This is a genomic window from Mesorhizobium sp. M7A.F.Ca.MR.176.00.0.0 (assembly GCF_004023165.1).
Classification (GTDB): Bacteria; Pseudomonadota; Alphaproteobacteria; order Rhizobiales; family Rhizobiaceae; genus Mesorhizobium.
The window spans coordinates 12,170-24,484 of the sequence record NZ_RZTC01000098.1 but is presented as its reverse complement, the minus strand read 5'-3'; the positions used below and the strand labels follow the sequence as shown (position 1 = coordinate 24,484).

At 63.8% G+C, this 12,315-nt stretch carries 11 protein-coding genes and 1 pseudogene; 8 read left to right on the top strand and 4 right to left on the bottom strand.

The window, feature by feature from the left end:
• Window positions 1-106: 106 nt before the first annotated feature.
• Window positions 107-718 (bottom strand): TIGR00730 family Rossman fold protein, encoded by a 612-nt coding sequence (locus EOB59_RS26255; protein WP_127332138.1) that lies wholly within the window; start codon window positions 716-718, stop codon window positions 107-109.
• A gap of 126 nt (window positions 719-844) precedes the next feature.
• On the opposite strand from EOB59_RS26255, the pseudogene EOB59_RS26250 reads away from it, so the two are divergent.
• Window positions 845-2,322: pseudogene (locus tag EOB59_RS26250) on the top strand (LysM peptidoglycan-binding domain-containing protein).
• A gap of 27 nt (window positions 2,323-2,349) precedes the next feature.
• Here the strand turns inward: EOB59_RS26250 and EOB59_RS26245 are convergent.
• Complete coding sequence (locus EOB59_RS26245) at window positions 2,350-3,141, bottom strand: NAD(P)H-dependent oxidoreductase (protein ID WP_127810872.1); 792 nt, start codon at window positions 3,139-3,141, stop codon at window positions 2,350-2,352.
• A gap of 94 nt (window positions 3,142-3,235) precedes the next feature.
• On the opposite strand from EOB59_RS26245, the gene EOB59_RS26240 reads away from it, so the two are divergent.
• The 6 genes from EOB59_RS26240 to EOB59_RS26215 all read left to right on the top strand — a co-directional run bounded on the left by EOB59_RS26240 (window position 3,236) and on the right by EOB59_RS26215 (window position 8,745).
• The gene (locus EOB59_RS26240; RefSeq protein WP_128289557.1) at window positions 3,236-4,168 is read left to right on the top strand and encodes a LysR family transcriptional regulator; all 933 of its coding nucleotides are present in this window, start codon (window positions 3,236-3,238) and stop codon (window positions 4,166-4,168) included.
• Between the two features lie 67 nt (window positions 4,169-4,235).
• A complete protein-coding gene (locus tag EOB59_RS26235; RefSeq protein ID WP_127810870.1) occupies window positions 4,236-4,577 on the top strand; it encodes a metalloregulator ArsR/SmtB family transcription factor in 342 nt (113 codons plus the stop codon).
• 27 nt (window positions 4,578-4,604) lie between these two features.
• Window positions 4,605-6,485, top strand: coding sequence for an ABC transporter ATP-binding protein/permease (locus tag EOB59_RS26230; RefSeq protein ID WP_127810869.1), 1,881 nt, complete (start codon window positions 4,605-4,607; stop codon window positions 6,483-6,485).
• Between the two features lie 106 nt (window positions 6,486-6,591).
• On the top strand, window positions 6,592-6,939 hold the full coding sequence (locus EOB59_RS26225; RefSeq protein ID WP_127810868.1) for an antibiotic biosynthesis monooxygenase: 348 nt from the start codon (window positions 6,592-6,594) through the stop codon (window positions 6,937-6,939).
• 285 nt (window positions 6,940-7,224) lie between these two features.
• A complete protein-coding gene (locus tag EOB59_RS26220; RefSeq protein WP_127268237.1) occupies window positions 7,225-7,923 on the top strand; it encodes a phosphatidylserine decarboxylase in 699 nt (232 codons plus the stop codon).
• 75 nt (window positions 7,924-7,998) lie between these two features.
• Window positions 7,999-8,745: a phosphatidylcholine/phosphatidylserine synthase gene (locus tag EOB59_RS26215; protein WP_236383118.1), complete on the top strand. Its 747-nt coding sequence runs from the start codon at window positions 7,999-8,001 to the stop codon at window positions 8,743-8,745.
• 27 nt (window positions 8,746-8,772) lie between these two features.
• Here the strand turns inward: EOB59_RS26215 and EOB59_RS26210 are convergent, their stop codons facing one another.
• Together EOB59_RS26210 and EOB59_RS26205 are read right to left on the bottom strand one after the other, a co-directional pair.
• The gene (locus EOB59_RS26210; protein WP_128289556.1) at window positions 8,773-10,995 is read right to left on the bottom strand and encodes an AMP-binding protein; all 2,223 of its coding nucleotides are present in this window, start codon (window positions 10,993-10,995) and stop codon (window positions 8,773-8,775) included.
• Window positions 10,996-11,119: 124 nt separating this feature from the next.
• Window positions 11,120-11,527, bottom strand: coding sequence for a 4-oxalocrotonate tautomerase family protein (locus EOB59_RS26205; RefSeq protein WP_128289555.1), 408 nt, complete (start codon window positions 11,525-11,527; stop codon window positions 11,120-11,122).
• Between the two features lie 113 nt (window positions 11,528-11,640).
• Between EOB59_RS26205 and EOB59_RS26200 the strand changes: the two genes are divergently transcribed.
• Window positions 11,641-12,315, top strand: a 675-nt coding sequence (locus EOB59_RS26200; RefSeq protein WP_245486759.1) for a LysR substrate-binding domain-containing protein, incomplete at its 3' end; no start/stop codon positions are given.

Sequence of the window (12,315 nt, the reverse complement as noted above, 5' to 3'; positions counted from 1 at the left end):
AGGGCAGTAGGGCAGTAGGGCAGTAGGGCAGTAGGGCAGTAGGGCAGTAGGGCAGGACACTCCAGGCAATTCACATACTGCCTTACTGCCCTATTCCCTTACTCCCCTACATTTTGTCGATCACCGACTGCACGCCCTCGGTCGGAGCATCGACGGACGATCCTGCCACCATGATGGCGGCGACGATCGCTTCAGGGTCGTCGACGACCAGCGGCTTGACCCGCTGTGCGGTGTGGATGAAGCCTTCGGCGGCCATGTGATCGAGCAACGCCAGCATCGGATCCCAAAATCCTTTGACATTGGCGAAGACGATCGGCTTGCGATGATGGCCAAGCTGCCCCCAGGTCATGATCTCGACGATCTCCTCGACCGTGCCGATCCCGCCCGGCAGCGCCACAAAGGCGTCGGATTTCTCGAACATCCTGTGCTTGCGCTCGTGCATGTTGTCGGTGATCAAGAGTTCATCGAGCCGGTCAAGCGCGGTTTCGCTCGCTTCCTTGTTGATCAGGAAGCGCGGAATGATGCCCGTTACCTTGCCGCCGGCCTTGAGCGCGCCTTCGGCGACAGCACCCATAATGCCCTTGGTGCCGCCGCCATAGACCAGCCGCAGTCCCGCTTTGGCAATTGAGCGTCCGAGCAGGTGTCCGGCCTTGATATAGGTTTCATCGCGGCCCGGAGACGAGCCGCAATAGACGCAGACGGATCGAATCGTGTTCATGCCGATGATTGGTGATTGGGTCTGAAAGCCGGGTCAAGCCCCAAGAGTTAACAAGTCCGGGCTTTTTCTTGTCGGTATTGGTAAAACAGGCTAGACCGGCGTTAGGTGGCTAAGGGGTAGGGAAGTATGGCAATTAATCCACTGAAGGCGTTCCTGTTCGCGGCGGGTGGGACCGTTGCGGCCGCGGGAACCGCCTATGTATCGGGCGCACTCGACCCGTATCTCAATCCCATGCCGCCGGCGCAAGTGGCGGCGCAGACGCCGCCCGCAGCGCCAAAATCGGCCGATCCCGGCACCGAAGCGCGGCTGCCCGCCGCGGAGGTCCCTGCGGCTCCCGCCGCGGTGCCCCAGGCAACGGCACCGGCCGCACCGGCCGCGGACGCGGCGGCGCCGGCTGCGGCCGGTCCGGTCGCACCGTCCTTCGATGTCGTGCGCGTCGAAAGCAATGGCTCGATTGTCGTCGCCGGCAATGCGGCGCCCAACGCCAAGGTCGAGATCCTCAACGGCTCGACGGTGCTTGGCTCGACGGTCGCTGGTCCCGATGGCGCCTTCGTTATCATTCTCGACGATCCGCTGAAGCCCGGTGATTATACGATCGCGCTGCGCGCGACCACGGGCGATGTCGTAACGCCCTCGGTGCAGACCGCCGTGGTTTCGGTTCCCAAGGATGCGGCCGGCCAGGTGCTGGCCATGGTCGAGGAGCCGGGCAAGCCGGCCGAATTGCTGACCGTTCCCGCGCCCGCGGCAAAGCCGGCTGCTCAGGCCACCGCGCCGGCCGCTCCCGCAGCCGAAGCGCCGAAGCGCCCGCAACTGCTCCGGCACCAGCCGCCCCAGCACCTGCCGTGGTGGAAGCAGCACCGGCTCCTGCGCCGGCGACGCCGCCCGTTGCAGGCGTGACCGAGCCCAAGATCGTCGTCGAGGCGGTCGAGATCGACGGCAGCAAGATCTTTGTCGCCGGTCTCGCCGATGCCGGCCGCAAGGTGCGCGCCTATGCCAACGACATCCTGCTCGGTGATGCGCAAACGTCGACGGATGGTCATTTCCTGGTCGAGGCGACGCGCGACATTCCGGTCGGCAGCTACACAATACGTGTCGACGGCCTCGATACCGACGGTGTGACAGTTGTGGCCCGCGCAGCCGTGCCGTTCGAGCGCGAGCCGGGCGAAGCGGTCGCCGCCGTGGCACCCTCGGCGCCGAAGCCCGTTCAGCCCAAGCCGGCCGCACCTGCCGCCGCCGAGGCGCCGGCCGCGGCCGAAACGGCCCCGGCCACGACGCCTGCTCCCGCCGCCGAGGCTCCGGCCGTTGTAGCGGAGGCGACGCCGCCGAGCGATGTGCCCGAGACCGTGGCGCCCAAGCTTGAACATGCCGACGGCGCCGTCATCATCCGCCGCAACGACACGCTGTGGCGGATCTCGCGGCGCGTCTATGGCCACGGCGTACGATTCTCGACCATATACCTCGCCAACCAGGACCAGATCAGCGATCCCGACCGCATCTGGCCGGGGCAGGTGTTCAAGGTCCCGGAAAAGTCGAAGGAAGGCGAAGCCGCCGACCTCAAGGCGATGGGCGAGCAGGCAACGACAGCGCCGGCCAAGACCAACTAGTCCAGGCCATCCAAAGGCCGACGTCAGCTAGTTCGTTGAGCCGCTCAGGTGCAGTTTGAATCCGATCATGTTCGGATCGCCCAGGTCGGGGCGTAGGTTCATGCTTGGAATCAAGTAGTCGCCGCCATTCTGCCGGCGATAGGGGATGGGTTGCGTGGTCGCGAGCGTCCTCATCCTCTCGCGCAGGCGCTCGGCTGTGGGTTCGAAGTCGGCTTCACCGAAGCGGTCGACGCTGTAGGCGACGAATGGCGGAAGGACGTCGTAGCCCGGGTAGTAGAGGATCCCGTGGTTAATCGGGAACAGCAGATCATCAATTGGTCCGTTGACGCCACGAGGGGCATAGTGCTCCTCCCAGCCGCCGGCGGTCACGACCAGCATTGCGCGCTTGCCTATCAAGGTTCCTTCGCCGTAGCGGTCGCCCCATCGTTTGTCGCTATGCTCACCCACACCGTAAGCGAAGCCGTAGGCGAAGACCCTGTCGACCCAGCCTTTGAGGATCGCCGGCATGGCAAACCACCAGAGCGGAAACTGGAGAATCAGGGTATCCGCCCATAGCAGCTTTGCGATCTCGGCCTTGACGTCCTCTGTCAGCGCCTCGGCCTCGAAAGACTTCTTTGATGCTGCGGCAGGCATCAGCCGCGCGTCCGGCGCCAAAACCGGAAAGTCGGCCCGATCAACCGCTGATTTCCAACCCTGGGCGTACAGGTCCGTCACCCGCACTTCGTGGCCTTGTGCCTCGAGTTCTCTGATGGCGACGTCGCGGAGCGCGCCGTTGAGCGAGCGCGATTCGGGATGTGCGAAGACAAGTAGGATTTTCATGCGGGGACTCCGAGGATTGAAAAACTGATCCCTTAGCTAGGCAATATCGGCGTAATCCGCTACGCGTTCATAATGCATAAGATTGTGCCGGATGATGGATAAATCGGATATCACCCTCGAACGTATGCGCACCTTCGTTCGCGTCGCGGAACGGGGCAATCTGTCGTTGGTTGCCGGTGAACTGGGTATCGGACAATCGACGGTCACGCGGCATCTGCAGGAACTCGAAGAGGCAGTCGGTGCGCCTTTGCTCAGCAGGACCACCCGGCGGGTCACGCTGACAGACGAGGGCAGCCGGTACTATGCCAACAGCGTCCAGATCCTGCGCCTTGTCGAGCAGGCCGGTGACGAAGCGCGGGGCGCACGTGGCGCGCCGGCCGGCACCGTTCGGATATCCTGTACTGCCGCTTTCGGGGTCTTGCACACCAGTCGGCTCATCTTCGATTTTCAGGACCGATATCCCGACATCGGCGTGGACCTCAGCCTCACCGATGAGCGTGTCGATCTCGTCAGGGAAGGTGTCGACATCGCGCTTCGGTTGGGGCCGCTCACCGACAGCTCATTGAGGTTGCGGGCCCTCGGCCTATCGCGGCGCCTGCTCGTGGCATCGCCGGATTATCTGGCGATGCGAGGGAGACCGGCTGTCCCGTCGGACCTATCTGGACATGAGGGCATCCGGATGTCGAACGTGGTGGGCAGTGAAACGCTTGCTTTGCAGAGCGCCGGAGGCGAGCGCCAAATGGTGCCTTTCGCGGGGCGACTGCGTGTCGACCATGGGCTTGCTGCGCGCGAGGCCTTGGTCGCGGGTCGAGGGATCGCACCGGCTCACCGATGGCTTGTCGACGATCTTTTGGCGGCGGGCCTGCTCGAGACGATACTGGATGATTATTCGCTGCCATCCGCCCCTTTGAACATGCTGATTGTGCCGGAGCGCGCGGGCGTTGCAAGGGTTCGCCTGTTGATCGACTTCCTGGCCGAACGGATAGCCGATATCCCGGGGGTCGAGAAGTCCAGTTCACAGCGTTAGCCGCTATCTGCTCTGCCCAGAAGAGTAGCTTGCGGCAGCGGCGACCATCGTTTATCGCCGATGGACGATGAGTGACAGCTCCTACGAAACCGATAGACTCCGCCCCACGTCGGAGGCCCCCGACAGTCGCACCGTAGCCGCTCGGCTGGCAGCGCTCTCGCACCCGGCGCGGATCGAAATCCTGAAGCACCTGTCGACCAGCAACTTCTGCTGCTGCCGCGAAGTCGTCGATCGTTTCGATCTGGCGCAATCCACCGTGTCACAACATTTGAAGATACTGGTCGATGCCGGGCTGGTCCGGTTCGAGCCTGATCGCCAGCGCTCGCGCTATGCGGTCGACCACGTCGCGCTCACCGAAATCTCGGCGTCGCTGGCCGCGCTCGTCAATTCCTGCTGCTCCGGCCGCTAGTCAAAAAGACATAAGAAGGCGCCAAAAATGGCCGAAAAAACCGTCTCCGACTCCTCGACCTTCAAGACGCTGCTCAATCTGTGGCCCTATATGTGGCCGGCGGACCGCGCCGATCTGAGAGCCCGGGTCACCTGGGCGACGCTGTTGCTCGTCGTCGCCAAGCTGACGCTGGTCGCCGGTCCTTATTTCTTCAAATGGGCAACGGACGCGCTGGCCGGCGACTCCAAATCGGTACCACCGCTGCCGACATTTCTGCTGGCGCCGGTCATGCTGGTCGTCGCCTACAATGTCGTGCGCCTGGTGCAGCTTGGCTTCAATCAATTGCGCGACGCGCTGTTTGCACGCGTCGGCCAATACGCGGTGCGCCAGCTCGCCTTCCGCACCTTCGTTCACATGCACCAATTATCGCTGCGCTTCCACTTGGAGCGTCGCACCGGCGGCCTGTCGCGCATCATCGAGCGCGGCACCAAGGGCATCGAGACGATCGTGCGCTTCATCATGCTCAACACGGCGCCGACCATCCTCGAATTCGCGCTGACCACGGGCATCTTCGCCTACACCTATGGCTGGAAATATGTGGTCGTCGTCGCGGTCACCGTCTGGGTCTATGTCTGGTTCACTGTGCGCGCCAGCGACTGGCGCATCTCGATCCGCCGCGACATGAACGACAGCGACACCGACGCCAACACCAAGGCGATCGACTCGCTGCTCAATTACGAGACGGTCAAATATTTCAACAACGAAGGCATGGAGGCCGAGCGCTTCGACCGCTCCATGGCACGTTATGAGGTCGCCGCGACGCGCATCTGGACCTCGCTCGGCTGGCTGAATTTCGGCCAGGGCATCATCTTCGGCCTCGGCACCGTCATCGTCATGTGTATGTCGGCGCTGGAAGTACAGGCCGGTACGCAAACGGTCGGTGACTTCGTCTTCATCAACGCCATGCTGATGCAGCTGTCGGTGCCGCTCAATTTCATCGGCTTCATCTACCGCGAAATCCGCCAGGGGCTGACCGACATCGAGCAGATGTTCGACCTTCTGGATGTGCCGCAGGAGATCGTCGACAAGCCGGATGCCAGGCCGCTCGCCGTGAGCGTCGGCAAGGTCGAGTTCCGCGACGTGCATTTTTCCTATGACCCGAACCGCAAGATCCTGAAGGGCATCAGCTTCGAGGTGCCGGCCGGCAAGACCGTCGCCATTGTCGGGCCTTCGGGTGCCGGCAAATCGACCATCTCGCGGCTTCTGTTCCGCTTTTACGACGTTCAGTCGGGCCAGGTGCTGATCGACGGCCAGGATATCAGGGACGTGACGCAGGAGAGCCTGCGTGGCGCGATCGGCATGGTGCCGCAGGACACCGTGCTGTTCAACGACACCATCGCCTACAACATCCGCTACGGCCGCATCGGAGCCAGCGAGGAGGATATGCAGAAAGCCGCTGAACTAGCCCAGATCGGTCCGTTCATCGAGCGATTGCCTGACGGCTACAAGTCGATGGTCGGCGAACGCGGGCTGAAGCTTTCGGGCGGCGAAAAGCAGCGCGTGGCGATCGCCCGCACCATCCTGAAGGCGCCGCCGATCCTGATGCTCGACGAAGCGACCTCGGCGCTCGACAGTCACACCGAGCAGGAGATCCAGACCGCGCTCGATCTGGTCAGCCGTGGCCGCACCACCATCGTCATCGCCCACCGCCTGTCGACGGTCATCACGGCCGATGAGATCATCGTGCTGCAGGACGGCCAGATCGCCGAGCGCGGCACCCATGCCGAGCTGATGCGCAAGCATGGCCTCTATGCCTCGATGTGGGACCGCCAGCGCGAGGCGACCGAGGCCGAGGAGCGCCTACGCATCGCCCGCGAGGGCGACGAGCTTGGCGTTGTCGTTCGCCGGCGCACGTCGGAGGTGAATTGAAGGTTCGGCGTGTGAGTTGATTTTTGCGCTTGACCTCAACTTAAGTTGAGATTGTAGGCCGTTCCTGGGGCCCAAAACACCAGGATCCAGGAACGGAGCAATCGAAATGAGCAAGACAAATCAGGACGTTGACGGCGGCAGCGTGTTCAGGGTGGACAAGTTCGTCGTGCCGGCCGCCGCCCGCGAGGAGATACTCGCCAAGGTCAGGACAACGCATGAATTGCTGCGCCTGCAACAGGGCTTCGTGCAGGATTTCCTGCTCGAGCAATTCTCGGGGCCGGGCGAATTCAACCTCGTCACCATCGTCGAATGGGAAAGCCAGGCGGCCGTCGACAATGTCGTGCCGATCGTCAAGGCAGCGCACGAGCGCATCGCTTTCAACCCGCAGGAGACGATCGCTCGGCTTGGGGTGCGGGCCGACATTGCCAACTATCAGCGGATTCCGGGGCTGTAGAAAAGCCGTTACGGCCAACCGATGCCAGGTGCCGGCGCTTCGATTTTGAGCACCTGGCCGGTACGGGCTTCAGAACGTCTTGGGATTTGGGATCATGGACGGGCAACCTTTTCCCGCGCCTTGAACCGTCGGTGTCCCGAATTCTGCCGACAACGACACTGACCGAGCAAGCGGATCGCGACCCCTGCCGGCGCACCCAATACGGCCTTCCCTATTGTTGCGTTGCGGCGAAGGGGGCTTTCGGCTATTGAGGCCGGACTTGGAAACGGAGCCTGTTTTTAGCAGATGAGCCTTGTCGATACGGTCAAGAACGCATTCGTACCGATCCATCGCGAAGGCTATCCCTTCATCGCGGCCTTTGGCGCGGCTACGCTTTTCCTCGGCTATTTCTCCTCGATCCTGTTCTGGATCGGTCTGATCCTGACGGCCTGGTGCGTTTATTTCTTCCGCGATCCCGAGCGCGTCACGCCGGTCGATGACCGCCTGGTGGTCAGCCCCGCTGACGGCATCATCTCGGCGGTAGGACCCGCCGTGCCGCCGCGCGAACTCGGCCTCGGCAATGCAGAGATGACCCGGATCTCCGTGTTCATGAACGTCTTCTCCTGCCACGTGAACCGCGCCCCGGTGCGCGGCCGTATTGCGAAAATCGAGCACCGGCCGGGCAAATTCCTCAATGCCGAACTCGACAAGGCCAGCACCGAGAACGAGCGCAACGGCCTGGTCATCGAGAGCCCCAACGGCACGGTCGCGGCCGTCCAGATCGCCGGCCTGGTGGCGCGCCGCATCGTCTGCTGGGCCGAGGCCGGCGGCTCAATCGGCACTGGCGAGCGTTTTGGCCTGATCCGCTTCGGCTCGCGTGTCGATGTGTTCCTGCCCCTGACCGCCACGCCGCGCGTTGCCGTCGGCCAGACGGCGGTTGGCGGCGAAACCGTGCTGGCTGAATTCGGCGGTGTTGCCGGCACGCCTCTTGTTCGGGTTTCCTGACCGGTGGGCACGCAATACAAAAAGTTCGAGGCCCATGCCAGCGGCGGTCCGCGCATCCGCGAAATCCCGATGCGAATGGTGCTGCCCAATCTGGTCACCGTGCTCGCCATCTGCGCCGGCCTGTCCGGCATCCGCTTCGGCTTCGAAGGCCGCTTCGAGCCGGCGGTGGTGATGGTGCTGCTTGCCGCCTTCCTCGACGGCATCGACGGCCGCCTGGCGCGGATGTTGAAGGCGACCTCCAAATTCGGCGCTCAGATGGATTCGCTGGCCGACATCGTTAATTTCGGCGTTGCCCCGGCTCTGGTGCTCTATGCCTTCCTGCTCGACCGCGCCGGCTCGCCGGGCTGGATCGCGGCACTGCTGTTCGCCATCGCCTGCGGGTTGCGCCTCGCCCGTTTCAACGTGCTCGACGACGAGAAGGGCGATCGCCCCATATGGCAGTCCGAATATTTCGTCGGCGTGCCGGCGCCGGCGGGCGCCGTGCTGGTGATGCTGCCGCTCTATCTCTATTTCCTGCGCACAGGGCTGGAGCCCAGTCGCCCCGCCGCCTTCGTCGCCACCGGCTTCACCATCCTGGTCGCCTTCCTGCTGGTCAGCCGGCTGCCGGTCTATTCCGGCAAAAGCCTAAGGATCCCGGGCGACAGGGTGTTGCCGATCATCCTCGGTGTCGTACTCTACGTGCTCCTGCTGATGACCTATCCTTGGTACACGCTGACCGCCTCGGTCGCCGGCTACCTGATCTTCCTGCCATTCAGCGTGCGCGCCTATTCGAAGCGCGCCAAGCGCGAGGGCGAGAAAGTGCCGCCCTCCGATATAGGTTAGAAAATTCGCAGAAGTGCTTGATCTGACTCAGGCCGCGACGCCGAGCCCCAGCCTGTCGATCGCCAATTTCCTCGTCGACACATAGTCGGTCTTGCCGGAACCCAGCACCGGGATTTCCTCCACCTTGACGATGTCGTTCGGCACCATCAGTTCGGCTGCGCCCGCCTGTTTGCCGAATTTGCGCAGCTCGTCGGGATTGGCATCGTCGGCGGTAGTGACCAGCACGATGCGCTCGCCGCGTCTCTTGTCCGGCACCGCCACAGCCGCGTGGCGCTCCTCCGGCCACAGCGACTGCACCAGCATCTCGACCGCCCCCAGCGACACCATCTCGCCGGCGATCTTGGCGAAGCGCTTGGCGCGGCCGCGAATGGTGATGAAGCCCTCGCGGTCGACGGCGACGATGTCGCCGGTATCGTGCCAGCCGGTCAGCGGCTGCAACTCACCTGGGCGGTCCGACGTCATGTAGCCCATCATCAGGTTCGGTCCGTCGAGCCACAATTGGCCGGCGTCGGAGATGCCCTCGACCGGCTCCAGCTTCATGCGCATGGCCGGCAGCAGCCGGCCGACCGTGCCGTCGCGGCCATGGATTGCCGTGTTGACGGCAACCACCGGTGCCGCCTCGGTCAGCCCGAAACCTTCGATGATCTCGGCCTGGAAGCGTTCGCGATAGACGCGGCGGGTTTCCGGCTTCACCGCCTCGGCGCCTGCGACGACGAAGCGCAGGCTGGAAAAATCGCCGTCCTTGGCGGTGCGCGCATAGTTCGCGAGGAACGTATCGGTGCCGAACATGATGGTCGGCTTCACCTTGCGCGCCACCTCGGGGATGATCTTGTAGTGCAGCGGCGAGGGGTAGAGGAACAGCTTTACCCCGGTGACCAGCGGCAGGATGGTGCCGCCCGTCAGGCCGAAGGAGTGGAACACCGGCAGCACGTTGAGCAGGATGTCGGCCGGCGAGATGGTGATCCGCGCCTCGGCCTGCATGGCGTTGGCGTACAGGTTCTTGTGCGACAGCACGACCGCCTTCGGCGTGCCTTCCGAGCCCGAGGTAAACAGAATCACGGCCGGCTTCGCCGCATCCTGCCGCTGCAGCGGCCAGCGCCACAGCAGAGCGGCGGCAAGCTTGTCCAGCGCGGTAACGCTCTCCCGCACATCCTCCAGCCACAGCTGCTTGGCGCCGCCTTTTTCGACCGCCGCGACGATATCGGCCAGATCGGCCTTCTCGACGAAGGCGCGGGAGGAAATCACGGTCCTTATCACCGCCGTGCGCACGGCCGCGGTGACGCTCGCCGGTCCGGCCGTATAGTTGATCATCGCCGCCACCCGGCCGGCCGACAGAAGGCCGGTGAGCGACAGCACGACGCCGTTGGCATTGGGCAGCATCACGCCGACCGCCTCGCCCGGAGCCGTCACCGCCTCAAAGCGCCTGCCCAGGACGCGGGCGCCGATGAACAGCTTGCGGTAGCTCAGCGCCCCGGAGATCACGTCCTCGATGATGGTATGCGAAGCGCCGACGCGGTCGGCGGCATCGCGCATGGCCAGGAACAGGCCACGATCGAGGTTGGTGCCGAAGAGCCGCGCCTCGGCGACACGGTCGAACAGCGCGTTGGTGTTCGAGGCCTGATCGGGGTTCCGCGCCACCAGTTCGGCGATGGTCATCGGCTCCAGCACGCTGATCGACAGCTGCGGAAACCAGTGTCGTGGCGCCTTGTCCGCGGGTGTCAGCGACACCGGCAGGCCGCGCGCGCCGCCGACGAAGATCGGCACGATCTTGGCATCGGCCTGCATGGCGATGCGGGTGACGGCACGAAACAACCGAAACGTCTTGACGTCAGGCTCGACCGCATCCGGCAGATAGACGGCGAGCCGGCCCTTGCCCCTCAGCACCCGCACCAGCCGGCGGCTGACGAAGAGATGTTCGGCGTTGAAAGCGATGGTACGGCCAAGCTCGCGCCAAGGTTCAAGCCACGGCGAGCGCGCCGAGGCCTCGTCGAGTATGTGCAGTGTGTCTTCCGGCAGCAGCGACAGCATCAGCGCCGGTTCGAAGCGCGATTGATGCGAGATGACGTAGATGACTGGAGTCTGCGCCTTGCGGGCGATCCTGATACGGCTGTCGGCGATCCGGTAGGCGAGCTTGAACGGCACATAGAGCAGCGCCTGGGTAAAGCGCAGGCCGAGGCGGAATTTTTCCACCACGCCGATCAGCAGCCAGGCCAGAACAAGACCCGCAAGCAGCGCCAGTGTCAGGACCATGCCGCGTCTCTCCCAACATTCTTAGCATCTCGGCTCTTTTGCGGCCGCTTCGGCCAGAACCTAGACGATGTGGGAGCAAGGTCAATGCGGAGCTTTTGCTTCCCTTGGTGCGGGAAGCTGCTTGTCATGCCGCCTGCAGCCGTCCACTGATGAAACGAAATTCCTGCGTCTTGCCGCCATAGCCGTAAGCGGCTGCCGGCACTTCATGTACGAAGGCGTAGCTCTCCTCGTGCACGCCGCCCAGCAGACGGCCGAAGGCCGCGAAGATCGCCTTCAGATAGGCCTCCAGCTCAAGCTTGGTGTTGGTGCCGTCGACCACCTTGATATCAAGCCAGAACGTGCTGGTGCCGTGCTCGGCCAGCGACTTGCCGCCGGCGAACCAGTGCTGCGGATCGACATAGGACACGACAACTGCCGTGATCGTCGGGTCCTTGCGCAGCTGCGTCGCGGTGATTTCGGTGGCCTCCTTTGCGATGCTGGCTGAAAGAGCCGCGTCGGGCTTGCCGGTGACGCTGATGTTGATGATGGGCATTTTTCTTCTCCTTGGCTTGAGCGGCGTCCGATTGCCGTTGAAACAGCCATGCCACCAACTTTAGATCAAAAAAATCGAATTGTTTTTAATTGAAGATTCGATAACATATAAGTATGGAAACGCTCGATCCCGATCTCCTCCGAACCTTCCTCGCTTTCGTCGACAGCGGCTCACTGGCCCAGGCGGCTGCAAGCATCGGCCGTTCGCCCTCGGCGGTGACCACCCAGATGCAGCGGCTGGAGGAAATCCTCGGCGAGCCGCTGCTGGCGCCGCAAGGGCGAGGGCGCGGCTTGACCCCTGCAGGCGAAGACCTCGTCGGCCATGCCAGGCGAATCCTTGCCACCCATCGCGAGGCCTGGCTGGCGCTCAAGGGGGCGCGCGCTGCCGGACGCGTCGCCATCGGCACGACACAGGATTTCGCCGACAGCGGCCTGCCGGACCTGCTGCGTGCCTTCGCCGGCAGCCATCCACGCGTCAGGATCGAATTGCGGGTCGGCCGCTCCGCCGAACTGGCGCAGGCGCTGCAGTCTGGCGGCCTCGATCTGGCGATCGTTATGCGCCAGGCAGCGGCGTTGGACGAGGTCGGCGTGCTGCGCGAGCCGATGATATGGCTGTGTTCGCAAAAAGGGCTGGCTTCGCGGCAGGAGGAATTGCCGCTGGCGCTGCTCGATCCGTATTGCGGTTTTCGCGAGGCAGCACTTGCCGCACTCGATGCTGCCGGCCGCCGCTACCGCATCGCTGCCGGCAGCGCCAGTCTGGCCGGCCTGCGCACGGCGGTGAACGCCGGT